The sequence below is a fragment of the Streptomyces sp. NBC_00523 genome (assembly GCF_036346615.1).
In the GTDB taxonomy this organism is placed as follows: domain Bacteria; phylum Actinomycetota; class Actinomycetes; order Streptomycetales; family Streptomycetaceae; genus Streptomyces.
Window position 1 is genome coordinate 3,856,125 of record NZ_CP107836.1, and the last position, 15,293, is coordinate 3,871,417.

General features: G+C 69.9%; 14 protein-coding genes and 3 tRNA genes. 9 read left to right on the plus strand and 8 right to left on the minus strand.

Annotated elements, in window-relative coordinates; all coding sequences use genetic code 11:
• Nucleotides 1-129 precede the first annotated feature (129 nt).
• From OHS17_RS17415 to OHS17_RS17425, 3 genes are all read right to left on the minus strand, one after another.
• Nucleotides 130-202, minus strand: a tRNA-Gly gene (locus OHS17_RS17415).
• 79 nt (nucleotides 203-281) lie between these two features.
• Nucleotides 282-353 (minus strand) — tRNA-Gly (locus tag OHS17_RS17420).
• A gap of 133 nt (nucleotides 354-486) precedes the next feature.
• Nucleotides 487-822 carry a histone-like nucleoid-structuring protein Lsr2 gene (locus tag OHS17_RS17425; RefSeq protein WP_330312914.1) on the minus strand — a complete coding sequence of 112 codons (336 nt, stop codon included), beginning with the start codon at nucleotides 820-822 and terminating at the stop codon, nucleotides 487-489.
• Between the two features lie 386 nt (nucleotides 823-1,208).
• On the opposite strand from OHS17_RS17425, the gene purS reads away from it, so the two are divergent.
• The 3 genes from purS to purL are packed head-to-tail and all read left to right on the plus strand — an operon-like array spanning nucleotide 1,209 to nucleotide 4,392.
• The gene (gene purS, locus OHS17_RS17430) at nucleotides 1,209-1,469 is read left to right on the plus strand and encodes a phosphoribosylformylglycinamidine synthase subunit PurS (RefSeq protein ID WP_018101738.1); all 261 of its coding nucleotides are present in this window, start codon (nucleotides 1,209-1,211) and stop codon (nucleotides 1,467-1,469) included.
• Nucleotides 1,466-2,146 (plus strand): phosphoribosylformylglycinamidine synthase subunit PurQ, encoded by a 681-nt coding sequence (purQ, locus tag OHS17_RS17435; protein WP_018101737.1) that lies wholly within the window; start codon nucleotides 1,466-1,468, stop codon nucleotides 2,144-2,146. The genes purS and purQ overlap by 4 nt, the downstream gene beginning before the upstream one ends.
• Nucleotides 2,143-4,392: a phosphoribosylformylglycinamidine synthase subunit PurL gene (gene purL / locus OHS17_RS17440; protein WP_161211572.1), complete on the plus strand. Its 2,250-nt coding sequence runs from the start codon at nucleotides 2,143-2,145 to the stop codon at nucleotides 4,390-4,392. Before purQ ends, purL begins: the two co-directional genes overlap by 4 nt.
• A 123-nt stretch (nucleotides 4,393-4,515) precedes the next feature.
• Here purL and OHS17_RS17445 read toward each other — a convergent pair whose 3' ends face one another.
• Nucleotides 4,516-6,057, minus strand: coding sequence for an MFS transporter (locus OHS17_RS17445; RefSeq protein WP_330312915.1), 1,542 nt, complete (start codon nucleotides 6,055-6,057; stop codon nucleotides 4,516-4,518).
• A 126-nt stretch (nucleotides 6,058-6,183) separates the two neighbouring features.
• Here OHS17_RS17445 and OHS17_RS17450 point away from each other — a divergent pair, with 126 nt between their 5' ends.
• The 4 genes from OHS17_RS17450 (at nucleotide 6,184) to purM (ending at nucleotide 10,699) form a co-directional block, all read left to right on the plus strand.
• On the plus strand, nucleotides 6,184-6,822 hold the full coding sequence (locus OHS17_RS17450) for a TetR/AcrR family transcriptional regulator (protein WP_330312916.1): 639 nt from the start codon (nucleotides 6,184-6,186) through the stop codon (nucleotides 6,820-6,822).
• A gap of 62 nt (nucleotides 6,823-6,884) precedes the next feature.
• The gene (locus OHS17_RS17455; RefSeq protein WP_330312917.1) at nucleotides 6,885-7,685 is read left to right on the plus strand and encodes a maleylpyruvate isomerase family mycothiol-dependent enzyme; all 801 of its coding nucleotides are present in this window, start codon (nucleotides 6,885-6,887) and stop codon (nucleotides 7,683-7,685) included.
• Nucleotides 7,686-8,038: 353 nt separating this feature from the next.
• The gene (gene purF / locus OHS17_RS17460) at nucleotides 8,039-9,565 is read left to right on the plus strand and encodes an amidophosphoribosyltransferase (RefSeq protein ID WP_330312918.1); all 1,527 of its coding nucleotides are present in this window, start codon (nucleotides 8,039-8,041) and stop codon (nucleotides 9,563-9,565) included.
• 60 nt (nucleotides 9,566-9,625) lie between these two features.
• Nucleotides 9,626-10,699, plus strand: coding sequence for a phosphoribosylformylglycinamidine cyclo-ligase (gene purM / locus OHS17_RS17465; protein ID WP_073863782.1), 1,074 nt, complete (start codon nucleotides 9,626-9,628; stop codon nucleotides 10,697-10,699).
• Nucleotides 10,700-10,822: 123 nt separating this feature from the next.
• Here the strand turns inward: purM and OHS17_RS17470 are convergent, their stop codons facing one another.
• Entirely contained in the window at nucleotides 10,823-11,080 is a 258-nt protein-coding gene (locus OHS17_RS17470; RefSeq protein WP_018101730.1) for a DUF3073 domain-containing protein, read from the minus strand.
• A 290-nt stretch (nucleotides 11,081-11,370) separates the two neighbouring features.
• Nucleotides 11,371-12,462: a Leu/Phe/Val dehydrogenase gene (locus OHS17_RS17475; protein WP_330312919.1), complete on the minus strand. Its 1,092-nt coding sequence runs from the start codon at nucleotides 12,460-12,462 to the stop codon at nucleotides 11,371-11,373.
• Nucleotides 12,463-12,639: 177 nt separating this feature from the next.
• Here OHS17_RS17475 and OHS17_RS17480 point away from each other — a divergent pair, with 177 nt between their 5' ends.
• Nucleotides 12,640-13,485, plus strand: a complete 846-nt coding sequence (locus OHS17_RS17480) for a hypothetical protein (protein ID WP_330312920.1) — start codon at nucleotides 12,640-12,642, stop codon at nucleotides 13,483-13,485.
• A 534-nt stretch (nucleotides 13,486-14,019) separates the two neighbouring features.
• The gene (gene bldC / locus OHS17_RS17485) at nucleotides 14,020-14,226 is read left to right on the plus strand and encodes a developmental transcriptional regulator BldC (RefSeq protein ID WP_003949541.1); all 207 of its coding nucleotides are present in this window, start codon (nucleotides 14,020-14,022) and stop codon (nucleotides 14,224-14,226) included.
• Between the two features lie 477 nt (nucleotides 14,227-14,703).
• Here bldC and OHS17_RS17490 read toward each other — a convergent pair whose 3' ends face one another.
• Both OHS17_RS17490 and OHS17_RS17495 read right to left on the minus strand, forming a co-directional pair.
• Entirely contained in the window at nucleotides 14,704-15,003 is a 300-nt protein-coding gene (locus tag OHS17_RS17490; RefSeq protein ID WP_330312921.1) for a DUF6274 family protein, read from the minus strand.
• 139 nt (nucleotides 15,004-15,142) lie between these two features.
• Nucleotides 15,143-15,217: transfer RNA gene (locus tag OHS17_RS17495), tRNA-Asp, on the minus strand.
• Nucleotides 15,218-15,293 lie beyond the last annotated feature (76 nt).

Genomic DNA, 15,293 nt, shown 5'->3' on the forward strand with positions numbered 1-15,293 from the left:
TGTCATCACCACTCATGACAAACGTCATGGGTCGTGGCGCACGGGCCGGGAAGACACAGGGAGCCGACCGGAAGAGACGGGAACACGACGAAGGCCCCGGTCGTAATCGACCGGGGCCTTCGTATTCTGAGCGGACGACCAGGTTCGAACTGGCGACCTCAACCTTGGCAAGGTTGCGCTCTACCAACTGAGCTACGTCCGCATTGCAACCACTCGGCTTTCACCGGTGGAGCGAGCACTACTCTACCTGATCCACCGGAGTGGTCCTGCAAGTCGTGCAGAGCGGGTGACAGGAATTGCACACTGCGCCTTCCCCCTGGAAGGGGGATGTTCTACTACTGAACTACACCCGCACGCTGCGTGGGGTTCGGCCTTTTCGGCCTCGCCCCTCGGCGTGTTCCAGACTCTATCCGACCTGCGGGGGTGTCGCGCAAGTCGGCTCCCCCGCAGGTCCTCCGGCGGCGCCCCGCCGGACCTGTCGCCGGGTCAACTCGCTTCCTGGAACGCCTCGTACACGCTCTTCGGGATGCGGCCCCGGGCGGGCACGTCCATCCGGTGCGAGCGCGCCCAGGCGCGCACCGCCGCCGGGTCGGGCGCGAGCGAGGTGTGCCGGTACGGAACGGGGGTCTTGCCGTGCTTGCCGGCATTTGTCTGCTTGCGACCGGCCGCCATGTACGGGGCCAGGGCGCTGCGCAGTTTCTTTGCGTTGGACGGATTGAGGTCGATCTCGTACGACTTCCCGTCCAGGGCGAAGGTGACCGTTTCCGCCGCCGTGCCCCCGTCGATGTCGTCGGAGAGTGTGACCACTACGCGCTGCGCCACGGATATCGGTCCTTTCCTACGGCATCGACGCGTCTGACATGCGTCGATGCCGGCCTTCCGGCTGTGAGCGCGGATGCGGGCCGACTGTTGTCGGTGCTCCGGGGCAATGCTGCATTCCCCGGTAATCATTTGTACAGCGAGTGGTACCGCATTGTGAAGCCCGTCCAATTACTTCCGCGTGTCCGCCCGCTATGTGTGCCGCTCGTGAGCATTTGTTTCGCGGCTTTTCCGCCGTCCGGCGATCGGCCGATATCTGGACGTGATCTATCCCGTTTGATATCTACCCGCGTAGAATTTCCGGCCAGGTACGCTGAGTGGACCCGCGGGGGTCCGGGGTACCCCCTCCGGAGAAACAGCCGCACCACACCACCACACCGGGAGTGCCAGTGGCACGCGTCGTAGTCGACGTCATGCTCAAGCCCGAGATCCTCGACCCGCAGGGACAGGCGGTGCAGCGCGCACTGCCCCGTCTCGGCTTCGAGGGAATCGCGGACGTACGTCAGGGAAAGCGTTTCGAGCTGCAGGTCGAGGGGCCGGTCGATGACGCCGCCCTCGCCCGTATTCACGAGATGGCGGAGACGTTCCTCGCCAACACCGTGATCGAGGACTTCACCGTCAAGGTGGAGAACGCCGAGGAGTCGAAGTGACTGCTCGTATCGGAGTCGTCACCTTTCCGGGCACGCTCGATGACCAGGACGCCCTCCGGGCCGTTCGCGTCGCGGGCGCGGAGCCCGTATCGCTGTGGCACCGCGACAAGGACCTGCACCAGGTCGACGCGGTGATCCTGGCGGGCGGTTTCTCGTACGGCGACTATCTGCGCGCCGGAGCCATCTCCCGGTTCTCGCCGGTCATGGAGACGGTGATCGAGCAGGCGAAGGCGGGCATGCCGGTCCTCGGCATCTGCAACGGCTTCCAGATCCTGACCGAGGCGCACCTGCTGCCCGGCGCGATGCTGCGCAACAACCACCTGCACTTCATCTGCCGCGACCAGACCCTGCGCGTCGAGAACGCGGAGACCGCCTGGACCTCGGACTACTCCGCGGGCCAGGAGATCTCCGTACCGCTCAAGAACATGGACGGCCGCTACACCGCCGACGAGCACACGCTCGACGCGCTGGAGGCCGAGGGCCGCGTCGCCTTCCGCTACGTGGGCCGCAACCCGAACGGCTCGCTGCGCGACATCGCCGGCATCACCAACGCCGCGGGCAACGTCGTCGGCCTGATGCCGCACCCGGAGCACGCAGTGGAGCCGCTGATCGGCACCGGTCGCACCGACGGTCTCGGTTTCTTCACCTCGATCATCAAGAAGCTGGTCAACGCATGAGCCTGGACACGGTCAAGCACGCGGCCGAAACCCCGGACACCGCGCAGCCCTGGAAGGAACTCGGCCTCAAGGAGGACGAGTACGCGCGCATCCGCGAGATCCTGGGCCGCCGTCCCACCGGCGCCGAGCTCGCCATGTACTCCGTGATGTGGTCCGAGCACTGCTCGTACAAGAGCAGCAAGGTCCACCTCAAGCAGTTCGGCGAGAAGGTCCCCGCCAACGACGCCATGCTCGTCGGCATCGGTGAGAACGCCGGTGTGGTCGACGTCGGCCAGGGGTACGCGGTCACCTTCAAGGTCGAGTCGCACAACCACCCCTCGTACATCGAGCCGTACCAGGGCGCGGCGACCGGCGTCGGCGGCATCGTCCGCGACATCCTCGCCATGGGTGCCCGCCCGGTCGCCGTCGTGGACCCGCTGCGCTTCGGTGCGGCCGACCACCCGGACACCAAGCGGGTCCTGCCGGGTGTGGTCGCGGGCATCGGCGGGTACGGCAACTGCCTCGGTCTGCCGAACATCGGCGGCGAGGTCGTCTTCGACGCCTGCTATCAGGGAAACCCGCTCGTCAACGCCGGTTGCATCGGTGTGATGAAGCACGAGGACATCCACCTCGCGCAGGCGTCGGGTCCCGGCAACAAGGTCATCCTGTACGGCGCCCGCACCGGTGGTGACGGCATCGGCGGCGTCTCCGTGCTGGCCTCGGAGACCTTCGAGTCGACCGGCCCGGCCAAGCGCCCGGCCGTCCAGGTCGGCGACCCGTTCCAGGAGAAGCTCCTCATCGAGTGCACCCTGGAGATCTTCAAGGAGAAGCTCGTCGCGGGCATCCAGGACCTCGGCGGCGCCGGGCTCTCCTGCGCCACGTCCGAGCTGGCCTCCGCGGGCTCCGGCGGCATGCGCGTCGAGCTGGACACCGTGCCGCTGCGCGACTCCTCCCTCTCGCCCGAGGAAATCCTCATGAGCGAGTCGCAGGAGCGCATGTGCGCCATCGTCGAGCCGCAGCACGTCGACCGCTTCCTGGAGATCTGCGAGAAGTGGGACGTCATCGCCACCGTCATCGGTGAGGTGACCGAGGGCTCGCAGCTGGAGATCTTCTGGCACGGCGAGCAGATCGTGGACGTGCCGCCGCGGTCCGTCGCCCACGAGGGCCCGACGTACCACCGCCCGTTCGCCCGCCCGTCCTGGCAGGACGCGCTCCAGGCCGACGACGCCGGCAAGCTGGCCCGCCCGGCGAACGGCGCGGAGCTGCGCGAGCAGGTCCTCCAGCTGGTCGCCTCGCCGAACCAGGCGTCGAAGTCCTGGATCACGGACCAGTACGACCGGTTCGTGCAGGGCAACACCGTGCTCGCGATGCCCGAGGACGCCGGCATGGTCCGCATCGACGAGGAGTCCAACCTCGGCGTGGCCATGGCGACCGACGGCAACGGCCGGTACGCGAAGCTCGACCCGTACACGGGCGCGCAGCTCGCCCTGGCGGAGTCGTACCGGAACGTCGCCGCGACCGGTGCCAAGCCGCTCGCGATCTCGGACTGCCTGAACTTCGGTTCGCCCGAGGACCCCGACGTCATGTGGCAGTTCGCCGAGGCCACCCGCGGTCTCGCGGACGGCTGCCTGGAGCTGGGGACCCCGGTCACCGGTGGCAACGTCTCGCTGTACAACCAGACCGGTGACACGGCGATCCACCCGACGCCGGTCGTGGCCGTGCTCGGTGTGATCGACGACGTCACGCGGCGTACGCCGGTCGCCTTCGGGGAAGAGGGCCAGCTCCTCTACCTGCTGGGGGACACGCGTGAGGAGTTCGGCGGCTCGGCCTGGTCCGAGGTCGTCCACAACCACCTCGGCGGGATGCCGCCCAAGGTGGACCTGGGCCGCGAGAAGCTGCTCGCCGAGATCCTGATCTCGGCCTCCCGCGACGGCATGATCGACGCGGCGCACGACCTGTCGGACGGCGGCCTGATCCAGGCGGTCACCGAGTCCTGCCTGCGCGGCGGGAAGGGTGCCCGGCTGGTCGTGCCGGACGGCCTCGACGCGTTCACGCTGCTGTTCTCCGAGTCCGCGGGCCGCGCGGTCGTCTCGGTGCCGCGCAGCGAGGAGCTGCGCTTCAACGACATGTGCGGGGCGCGCGGGCTGCCCGTGACCCGCATCGGTGTCGTGGACGGCGACGCGATCGAGATCCAGGGCGAGTTCAGCATCCCGCTGAGCGAGCTGCGCACCGCGCACGAGGAGACGATCCCGGCGCTGCTCGCGTAGTTCCCGGATCGCACACGCCGAAACCCCCGACCGGTTCTGCCCGGTCGGGGGTTTTCGCGTGGTGCGTACGGGGAAGTGCGCGGCCCCGGTGGGAGGTTCGGCCCCGGCTCGTACGGGGAAGGGTCAGGCCCTCGTACGGGTGCCGGGCAGCCGGATCGCCAGGATCAGGGCGAGGAGCATGGCGCCGGTGGCGCAGGCGAAGACCACGTCCGTCGAGGAGACGAAGGCGTCCAGGGCCCGGTCGTGGGCGACCCCGGTGAGGCGGCCGATGTCGCTGGTCGTTCCGCCGGGGCCCTTGGCGGCGTAGACCCTGGTGAGTACGGCTCCGAAGAGGGAGGCTCCCAGGGCCGTGCCGAGGGTCTGGAAGAAGCGGACGCCGGTGGTGGCGACGCCCAGTTGGGCGGGCGGGGCGGTGTCCTGGACGAGCTCGATCAGCTGGCCGATGAGCTGGCCGAAGCCGATGCCCATGAGCAGCAGCGCGCCGCGCACGGTCCACAGGCCGGTGTCCGTGTCGAGCGTGGTCAGCAGGGCCAGGGCGGCGGAGGCGAAGACCGTGCCGCTGACGACGAAGGTCTTCTGCGACCAGCCGGCCGCGACCAGGCGCCCGGAGACGAGCCCGACGACGGTCATGCCGATCGCCATCGGGACCAGGAAGAGACCGGCCGACGTCGCGGCGACCCCGCGGACCACCTGGAGGTAGATCATCACGTAGACGATCGACCCCATCATCGCGACGCCGACCAGACCCTGGACCGCGAAGCCGTACCGCATGAGCCGCAGCCGGAAGAGCGAGAGCGGCAGGATCGGTTCAGCGGCCGTGGCCTGGCGCCACAGGAACAGGCCGAGCGCGACGACGGCGGCGACGGCGAGGCCGACGATGACCGGCGAGGTCCACGCGTAGTCCTCGCCGCCCCATTCGGTGACCAGGAGCAGCGCGGTGGAGAAGGCGGCGGCGAGACCGGCGCCGAGGAAGTCGATGCGGTGGCGCGCGGTGCGGGCGGGGAGCTTCACGACGAAGACCGCGCCGATCAGGACGGCGATGCCGACGGGCAGGTTGACGTAGAAGATCCAGCGCCAGCCCGCGTGGTCGGCCAGGGCACCGCCCAGCCAGGGGCCGAGCGCCATGCCCGCACCGGCGATGATCCCGCCGATGCTGCCCTTCCTGTCGCCCTTGGTCTGGGAGCCCTCGCCCTCCTTGGCGCCCTCGCCCTCCTTGGGGCCCGCCGCGCCGAGCTGACGCAGGACGACCATGGTGACGCTCATCAGCCCGCCGCCGCCGATGCCCTGGAAGGCGCGGGCGGCGATCAGCTCGCCCATGGACTGGGCCATCCCGCACAGCGCGGAGCCGGTGAGGAAGGTGGCGAGCGCCCCGATGAAGACCTTCTTCGAGCCGAGGGTGTCGCAGAGCTTGCCGTACAGGGGCAGCGCGGCGGTCGCGGCGAGCTGGTAGGCGGCGATCAGCCACGGGATCCGGTCGACGCCGTGGACCGGGTCGAGGTCGCGGACGATCGGGACGGTCGCCGAGGACACGATGTTCGAGTCCAGTACGGCCAGCAGGATCGTGACGATGCAGAGCGCCACGGCGATCGTGACGCTCCGGCCGCCGGCCTGCTGTCCGTCCGCGGTCGTCCGCCCTGGCGCGGGCGCTGTGGCTGTTCCGGGCATGACTGGGATCCCCCCTGCTGGGCGGTGCCGACGCGCACCGCTGTGGTCGGTCCCACTGTTCACCGTTTTTCTGTACCGAGTCAAGTTTTCATCCAGGATTAATTTTCATCCTGGTACAGTGAGGTCATGACCGAGGGGATGGGCCTGCGCGAGCGCAAGAAGAGGGAAACCCGGCGGCGGCTGCTGGAAACGGCCACCACGCTCTTCTCCGAGCGCGGGTTCGACCAGGTCTCCGTCGCGGAGATCGCCGACGCGGCCGATGTATCGAAAATGACCGTCTTCAACTACTTCGACAGCAAGGAAGACCTGGTCTTCGCGCCGCTGGAGGAGCACGTCGGCGACGCCGCCCGGATCGTGCGGGAGCGCGCGCCCGGTGAATCGGCGGTCGCGGCGCTGCGGAGGCAGTTCGTGGAGGCCGTCGAGCGCCACGATCCCTCGGTGGGGATGGGGGACCACCCGCTGGCCCTGGGCATCGTCCGGCTCATCCTGGAGACGCCCGCCCTGCTCACCCGCGCCCACTCCTTCTTCGTGCGTACGCAGGACCAGCTCACCGATGCCCTGATCGAGGAGGGCGAGGAGCCGGTCATCGCGCGCATCGTCGCCTCCCAGCTCCTCGGTACGCGCAACGCCCTGCTCACCGAGAACCGCAGGCGCCTGCTGGCCGGCGAACCGGCGGCCGCGGTCGTCCCCGACGCCGTCGCCCTCGCCCACCGGGGCTTCGACCTGCTGGAGAAGGGCCTCGGCGACTACGCGACGCGCACCTGACCCGGGGGCCCCGCGGCTGCGGGGCGGACGCCCTGTCGGTGCCGCGTCGTAGGCTCCCCGGCATGCCGCCCTCGCAGAAGCGCGCCCGTCGCTACGACCCGGCCAGGACCCGCGCCGCGGTCCTCGCCCAGTTCGCCCACGTCCGGGACGGCGTGCGCACGCTGACCCCGGAGCAGCTGGCCGCGCCGAGCGGACTCGGTGACTGGACGGTGCGCGAGCTCGCCGTGCACCTCACCATGGCCCTCGCGCACGTCAGCCGGACGCTGGAGCTGCCCGCGCCGGCCCTCGCCAGGCCCGAGGTGTCCCTCCTGGAGTGGCCGTTCACCACAGCGGCCCGGGCCCCCCGGATCGCGGACGACACCGCCGAACGGGCCGCCGCCGCCCCCGACCTGGACGCGCTCTACGGGGAGGTCGCCGCCCGCTTCGAGGCCCTGGTGAACGGCGCCTCCGAGGACCGGCTGCTGGCCACCCGGGTCGGGGCGATGCGCCTCGGCGACTTCCTGGTCACCCGCACCGTGGAGCTCGTCGTCCACACCTGGGACCTCAACGAGGCGACCGGGCTCTCCGTCCCGTACGACCGGCAGGCGCTCGCCGCGTGCAGCCGGCTCCTCGCCGACGCGCTGGCCGAGCGGGCGCCCGGCGGTTCGGTCGAGGTCCGGGTGCCGCCGTTCGCGGTGGTGCAGTGCGTCCAGGGGCCGCGTCACACCAGGGGCACCCCGCCCAACGTCGTCGAGACCGACCCGCTCACCTGGATCCGGCTCGCGACCGGGCGTACGGAGTGGGCGCGGGAGGTCGAAGCGGCCAGGGTCGCCGCGAGCGGCGAGCGCGCGGATCTCTCCGAGCTGCTGCCGCTGATGGCCTGACCCGGCCGCCGGACGCCCCGAGATGCCGCATACCGGGCGCCCATGGTGTGAGGCTCGCCACGAAACGACCGGTCGGGCTGCTTGCTCCCGGCGCCCGGGAACCGGCTCACGCAGTGCCACGACGGGCCTCTTCGCAGGGTCTTCCGGGTGGCCGGAACCTGTCGGTGGATGGCCGGTGATCCGGGCGCCGCCTGCCCTGCGGCGGTTGCCGCGCGTAGATCGGGGAAGGCCCGAGATTACCGTGCGTGACTGATCCGAGGGGTCCGGGAGCGGTCTTCGGGGGAGCTCCGCCGGTGGTGGGGCGGGGGATCCCCAATTCGGACCAGTGGTCGATCTCCCCTACACTCGATGGCGTGCCTCGTGGTGATGGACGACTCAACCACGACCTGCTCCCCGGAGAGAAGGGCCCCCAGGACGCTTGCGGCGTCTTCGGTGTCTGGGCTCCGGGCGAAGAGGTCGCCAAGCTCACCTATTTCGGACTGTATGCCCTGCAGCACCGTGGACAGGAGTCCGCGGGCATCGCAGTGAGCAACGGGTCCCAGATCCTGGTCTTCAAGGACATGGGACTGGTCTCGCAGGTCTTCGACGAAACCTCCCTGGGATCGCTCCAGGGCCATATCGCGGTCGGTCATGCCCGCTACTCCACCACCGGTGCCTCGGTGTGGGAGAACGCGCAGCCGACGTTCCGTGCGACCGCGCACGGCTCGATCGCCCTCGGTCACAACGGGAACCTGGTCAACACGGCCCAGCTCGCGGAGATGGTCGCCGACCTCCCGCGCAAGGACGGCCGCGCCACCCAGGTCGCCGCGACCAACGACACCGACCTGGTGACCGCGCTGCTCGCCGGCCAGACCGACGACGACGGCAAGCCGCTCACCATCGAGGAGGCCGCCGCCCAGGTGCTTCCCGAGGTGCGGGGCGCCTTCTCCCTGGTCTTCATGGACGAGCACACGCTCTACGCCGCCCGTGACCCGCAGGGCATCCGCCCGCTGGTCCTCGGCCGCCTGGAGCGCGGCTGGGTCGTCGCGTCGGAGTCCGCAGCCCTCGACATCTGCGGCGCCAGTTATGTCCGCGAGATCGAGCCGGGCGAGATGGTCGCCATCGACGAGAACGGTCTGCGTACCTCGCGATTCGCGGAAGCGAAGCCCAAGGGCTGTGTCTTCGAGTACGTCTACCTGGCGCGCCCCGACACCGACATCGCGGGCCGCAACGTCTACCTCTCCCGGGTGGAGATGGGCCGCAAGCTGGCCGCCGAGGCGCCCGTCGAGGCGGATCTGGTCATAGCGACGCCGGAGTCCGGCACCCCGGCCGCCATCGGTTACGCGGAGGCCAGCGGGATTCCGTTCGGCGCCGGCCTGGTGAAGAACGCCTACGTCGGCCGGACCTTCATCCAGCCGTCCCAGACGATCCGCCAGCTGGGCATCCGCCTCAAGCTGAACCCGCTCAAGGAAGTCATCAAGGGCAAGCGCCTGGTGGTCGTGGACGACTCGATCGTCCGCGGCAACACCCAGCGCGCACTGGTCCGGATGCTCCGTGAGGCCGGTGCCGCCGAGATCCACATCCGGATCTCGTCCCCGCCGGTGAAGTGGCCCTGCTTCTTCGGCATCGACTTCGCGACCCGCGCCGAGCTCATCGCCAACGGCATGTCCGTCGAGGAGATCGGCACGTCGATGGGCGCCGACTCGCTCGCGTACATCTCGATCGACTCGATGATCGAGGCGACGACGATCGACAAGCCGAACCTGTGCCGCGCCTGCTTCGACGGCGAGTACCCGATGGAGCTCCCGGACCCGGAGCTGCTCGGCAAGCAGCTGCTGGAGACCGAGCTGGCGGCGGGCCCCGCGGCGACCGCGGCGGCCGACGCGCTGCGGCGTCCGTGACCCGGACCGTCCGGCAGCCCTTCCCCCAGCCCCGTATCTCCACACGAAAGATCCCAGGCAATGTCTGAGACAACAGGTGCTTCCTACGCGGCAGCGGGCGTCGACATCGAGGCCGGCGACCGCGCCGTCGAGCTGATGAAGGAGTGGGTGAAGAAGACGCAGCGCCCCGAGGTCGCGGGTCTCGGTGGCCTCGGCGGCTTCGCCGGCCTCTTCGACGCCTCGGCGCTCAAGCGCTACGAGCGTCCGCTCCTGGCCTCCGCCACGGACGGCGTCGGCACCAAGGTCGACCTCGCCCGCCAGATGGGCGTGTACGACACGATCGGTCACGACCTCGTCGGCATGGTCGTGGACGACCTCGTCGTCTGCGGCGCCGAGCCGCTGTTCATGACCGACTACATCTGCGTCGGCAAGGTGCACCCCGAGCGTGTCGCGGCCATCGTCAAGGGCATCGCCGAGGGCTGTGTGCTGGCCGGCTGCGCGCTGGTCGGCGGCGAGACGGCCGAGCACCCGGGTCTGCTGGGCGCGGACGACTTCGACGTGGCCGGAGCCGGTACGGGCGTGGTCGAGGCCGACCGCCTGCTGGGCCCCGACCGCATCCGCGAGGGTGACGCCGTGATCGCCATGGCGTCCTCCGGGCTTCACTCGAACGGGTACTCGCTCGTCCGCCACGTGGTGTTCGACCGGGCCGGCTGGGCGCTGGACCGCCAGGTCGAGGAGTTCGGCCGGACCCTGGGCGAGGAGCTCCTGGAGCCGACCCGGATCTACTCGCTGGACTGCCTGGCCCTCACCCGTACGACCGAGGTGCACGGCTTCAGCCACGTCACCGGCGGCGGCCTGGCCAACAACCTCGCCCGGGTCATCCCGGACGACCTCCACGCGACGGTGGACCGCTCCACGTGGACCCCGGGCGCGGTGTTCGACCTCGTCGGCAAGGCCGGTCAGGTCGAGCAGCTGGAGCTGGAGAAGACGCTGAACATGGGCGTCGGCATGATCGCGGTCGTCCCCGCCGAGTCCGTGGACGCGGCCCTCACGACGCTGGCCGACCGGGGTGTCGACTCCTGGGTCGCCGGCGAGATCACCGCCCGGGGCGACCACGCGACCGGCGCCGAGCTGGTGGGTTCGTACGCACGCTGAGCGGGAGGATTGGCCGGGCCGACGGGCCCGGCCGGTCACCGGCCGCCTCGCTCTTCCCGTACGCAGGCAGCACAAAACCCGGTCCGGAGGAGCTCCGAACCGGGGTGATGTGTCAGCGCGAGGTCAAGCGCCGCGGCGCTTGGACGACGGACCGGACTGGTCGTTCTCGTCCTCGTCCTCGTCGTTGTTGTACAGATCCGCGTACTGTGCGTACGGGTCATCTTCCTCGTCGTCGTCCTCGAACGGCTCCGCGTTCGGTGGCTGACTCGAAGTCGATGCGCCCAGCTCATTGGCCAGACGCGACAGGTCCGTCCCGCCGCTGCTGTACTTCAGCTGGCGGGCGACCTTTGTCTGCTTGGCCTTTGCCCGGCCGCGCCCCATGGCTCGACCCCCTCGGTGACGGGGCTCGACGGCCCCAGAGTCTTGACACGCGTTCATGTTTCAGGACGGACTCTCGGTAGAGAGACCGTGCCTGTAGAGCTTTAACGGTACCTGCTTCCGCGGCCATACGGTACGCCGCCCGCATCACGCGCCCCGGAAGAGGACCCACGAGACGCCCCGTCCTCGCTGGTCAACTGCGATTTTAACCTCTTATCGGCAGGCGACCCGCCGACCGGCGTGAGTCTTGTCTCGCCGGCCGGCGGGCCGCGGCCCCGCGGAGGGGCGCCGGCTCAGCGCCGACGGGCGTCCGCCATCCGCTGTTCGGCGATCCGGTCGGCCGCCGCGGCCGGCGGAATGCCGTCTTCCTTCGCACGTGCGAATATGGCCAGCGTGGTGTCGAAGATCTTCGTGGCCTTCGCCTTGCACCGGTCGAAGTCGAAGCCGTGCAGCTCGTCCGCGACCTGGATGACCCCGCCCGCGTTCACCACGTAGTCGGGCGCGTACAGGATGGCCCGGTCGGCCAGGTCCTTCTCGACGCCCGGGTGCGCGAGCTGGTTGTTGGCCGCGCCGCACACCACCTTCGCGGTGAGCACCGGCACGCTGTCGTCGTTGAGGGCGCCGCCCAGCGCGCAGGGGGCGTAGATGTCCAGGCCCTCGGTACGGATCAGCGCCTCGGTGTCCGCCGCGACGGCGACCTGGGGGTGCTTGTCGGTGATCCGGCGGACGGACTCCTCGCGCACATCGGTGATCACGACGTCGGCGCCGTCCGCGAGCAGGTGCTCGACCAGGTGGTGGCCGACCTTGCCGACACCGGCGACCCCCACTTTCCGGCCACGCAGCGTCGGGTCGCCCCACAGGTGCTGGGCCGAGGCCCGCATGCCCTGGAAGACGCCGAACGCGGTGAGCACCGACGAGTCGCCGGCGCCGCCGTTCTCGGGGGAGCGGCCGGTGGTCCAGCGGCACTCGCGGGCCACGACGTCCATGTCGGCGACGTAGGTGCCGACGTCGCAGGCCGTCACGTACCGGCCGCCGAGCGAGGCGACGAACCGGCCGTAGGCCAGCAGCAGTTCCTCGCTCTTGATCTGCTCGGGGTCGCCGATGATGACGGCCTTGCCGCCACCGTGGTCGAGCCCGGCCAGGGCGTTCTTGTACGACATGCCGCGCGCGAGGTTCAGCGCGTCGGCGACGGCCTCGGCCTCGGAGGCGTACGGGTAGAAGCGGGTGCCGCCGAGGGCGGGGCCCAGGGCGGTGGAGTGGAGGGCGATGACGGCCTTGAGGCCGCTGGCCCGGTCCTGGCAGAGGACGACTTGTTCGTGTCCGCCCTGGTCCGAGTGGAACAGGGTGTGCAGGACATCGACAGGCGCGCCGGTCACATCGGTCACTGTGGTGACTCCCAAGTACGAAGCGGCGGAAAGACCCTCCTGAAGGTGGGGAGGGCCCGCCGGACCGGCCGTACGGACGGCCCGGCTGGGCAAGAGCGTAAGTCCTACCCCCACGTAGATCTGTTCCAGTGCCAAGGATCACCCCCCACCGGGGGACAGGCGTGACACGATCACCGCATGTCGGTGGTGTCTTCGGTGCTGGTTCCCTACGCGTCCTACCTCCGGGTGTACGAGCCACTGGCGGCCTTCCCGGAGGGCGAGCGCGCCCACTGGGCCCGCTACGCGGCCCGCGACCGGGTGCCCACGGCACAGGACGAACTCAGGCGCTCGCTGGCCGACTTGGTGGCGACCCCGCCCGCCGGAGTGCCGGCGCACGAGAGCGCCGACGCGTTCGTGGCCGAGGTGGACGGCGTGGTGTGCGTGTGCCCGTGGCGGACCCGGCTGCGCGGCTGGCTGGCGATGGACGGGCTGGCGGAGCTGTTCCCCGGGCCGGTGCTCGACGCGGTGCTGCCGCCGGTGGTGCGCGGGCAGGCGCTGGCGGACCACGAGCGGTGGGCGGAGCGCAATCCGGACGCCCGGCCGTGGATCAGGACGGCGGTGTGGCAGGTGCCGGTGCGCTGGTTCGTGCTGTTCGCGGACGAGGAGCGGGAGCATGTGGTCGCCGGTCCGGCCGGGGAGCCTCCGGTGTTCCGGTACCGGACGCCGATGGTCGAGGCGCGGCGCCGGCTGGCCCGGTCGCTGCGGACGCTGCGGGAGACGATGGACGAGGGTCCGCTGACGGCGGGGCTCGTGGACGTCGGGCGGTGGCTGGAGGAGTTCCACCCGCGCTCGCTCGTGGAGCTGGACTACGGCGGGCTCGTGCACGCGCTGCCGGAGCGGGAGCTCAGCGTCGACCGGAGCGCCGCCGACGTGGCGGAGGGGATCGCCGCGCTGCGGGCGGGGGACGCGGAGCGGGCGGCCGAGGCGTACGCGCGTCTCGCGGAGCGCTGGCGGGCCGTAAGGGACCGTCAGTTCGCCAACTGACCGGCGCGCCACCTTGCGCGGACGGCCCGTGAACCGGTTCCGGATGTGACACGTGTGGGTGAAGGGGCGGAAGGGGCCCAGGGGGTGGCGGGACCTACGTCCCGAACCGGGCCTTTGCCTCAACCGTGATGGATAGCACTTACGGGGCCCTTGCGCCCTTCCCTACTCCTCGTGCCAAAATAGGACAAGGAGTCCGGTGAGGACTCCATCCGTCCATGTATGGGCGGATCACTCAGCATTGCACGCTATGGGGGGTCTGATGACTCCTGATCGCTCTGTGACTGATCGTCACGGTGGTGTGACTGTCCGCTATGGCATGGTCCATCGGCTTTCCGTCGCTGATGGACACCTGGGAGGGCAATTCCATCGGTTTGGCCGACCGGGCTGGACGGATGGTGTAGTTGTAGTGCCGAGGACAAGCCGTTCGTCCTATAACCGACTCGGCCCGCGTCCGCCATTTCGGGCAACGTGGGTCAAGGTGCAGAATTTAGAGGAAAGAACCGAGATGGTTCGGTTCTCCCGAGGAGGCCGCTCATGACCGCTCGCACCCCTGATGCCGAGCCGCTGCTGACCCCGGCTGAGGTTGCCACGATGTTCCGCGTGGACCCGAAGACGGTTACCCGTTGGGCGAAGGCAGGCAAGCTCACGTCCATCCGCACGCTCGGTGGGCATCGCCGGTACCGCGAGGCAGAGGTCCGCGCACTGCTTGCGGGTATTCCGCAGCAGCGCAGCGAGGCCTGACAAACCCCCTGTCACCCCGTCACACCTGGGCTTCTGGGTCCCCCAACCCTCTTGCCCACCCATAGCTCCATATGACGGGCGCCCGCCCCAACGGGCGCCATACCTGTGTCGTACGGGTCATGTCATCCGATCGCGCTGGACTCCGCCGGGTCCAGCGCGATTTTTTTGCGCCTGGAACGGCTCCGCCTTGCGCCTGCCCCCCGTCGGCTTACGGCGTCGTTTGCGCAGCCGGGTCCGGCGGCCGGGGCCTCGCCGACGGCCTCACTCGCAGCGTCGCCCGTGGTGTCGGCGGGCGGTGCGGGGGTATCCGGAGGACATCCTTCCGGGAGGTGCAATTGCACATATTAAATTCGCTAGTTGTAGGAAGGGTGTAAAGGACCCCCTTCTCAAAACTGATTCAGTGACACCCGTCACACTGCACGAGTGTTGCCAACTACGAGCCTGCCACTGTGAGGAAGCCGACGGCGCCGCCGAAGGTCATGTCGTGGGAGGACTTACGTCCCCGCTGCGCGACGGCTGCACGGGGACCCGTCGGCGCCTCGTGGGCGGCTCGGGCGGTCCGGCGGGCCGATCGGCCGTCCGGGCGGCCTGTGGGGCCGTTACGGGCTCCATGGCGAGCCTCAGCAGCCGGGCGCAGACCGCGCAGCGCCGGGTGAGGTGCCGGTAGCCGGAGGCGGCGGCCAGGTGCGCGCGCAGCAGTGCGCGGACGTCGTGCCTGGGTGCCTTCGCGAGACCCTGTGTCCGCTCGCGCCGGCTCTCGCCCGTGGATGCCCCCATCGCGCCACCTCCCGGTGGATGCGCGCCGCCCCACTCCAGGAATCACGGGGCGGCCCCTGGTTTCTGAGTACTCGTCGGCGGACACCGCAGTCAAGACGCGCGAAAGCCCGGATCGATGCGATCCGGGCTTTCGTTACTGCGGTCCTGACGGGATTTGAACCCGCGGCCTCCACCTTGACAGGGTGGCGAGCACTCCTAACTGCTCCACAGGACCAGGTTTTGCTGCCTTCCTTGCGTCCGGCTGCGAAAACAGACTGTACAGGAGTTCAGCGGGTGCGGTCGAACTCACT

What these genes read in the sequence shown, in the direction of transcription:
- purL (WP_161211572.1), top strand. Translation starts at nt 2,143, where the DNA reads ATGAGCCTGGACACGGTCAAGCACGCGGCCGAAACCCCGGACACCGCG.
- OHS17_RS17445 (WP_330312915.1), bottom strand. Translation starts at nt 6,057, where the DNA reads ATGCCCGGAACAGCCACAGCGCCCGCGCCAGGGCGGACGACCGCGGAC.
- OHS17_RS17450 (WP_330312916.1), top strand. Translation starts at nt 6,184, where the DNA reads ATGACCGAGGGGATGGGCCTGCGCGAGCGCAAGAAGAGGGAAACCCGG.
- OHS17_RS17455 (WP_330312917.1), top strand. Translation starts at nt 6,885, where the DNA reads ATGCCGCCCTCGCAGAAGCGCGCCCGTCGCTACGACCCGGCCAGGACC.
- purM (WP_073863782.1), top strand. Translation starts at nt 9,626, where the DNA reads ATGTCTGAGACAACAGGTGCTTCCTACGCGGCAGCGGGCGTCGACATC.
- OHS17_RS17470 (WP_018101730.1), bottom strand. Translation starts at nt 11,080, where the DNA reads ATGGGGCGCGGCCGGGCAAAGGCCAAGCAGACAAAGGTCGCCCGCCAG.
- OHS17_RS17480 (WP_330312920.1), top strand. Translation starts at nt 12,640, where the DNA reads ATGTCGGTGGTGTCTTCGGTGCTGGTTCCCTACGCGTCCTACCTCCGG.
- bldC (WP_003949541.1), top strand. Translation starts at nt 14,020, where the DNA reads ATGACCGCTCGCACCCCTGATGCCGAGCCGCTGCTGACCCCGGCTGAG.
- OHS17_RS17490 (WP_330312921.1), bottom strand. Translation starts at nt 15,003, where the DNA reads ATGGGGGCATCCACGGGCGAGAGCCGGCGCGAGCGGACACAGGGTCTC.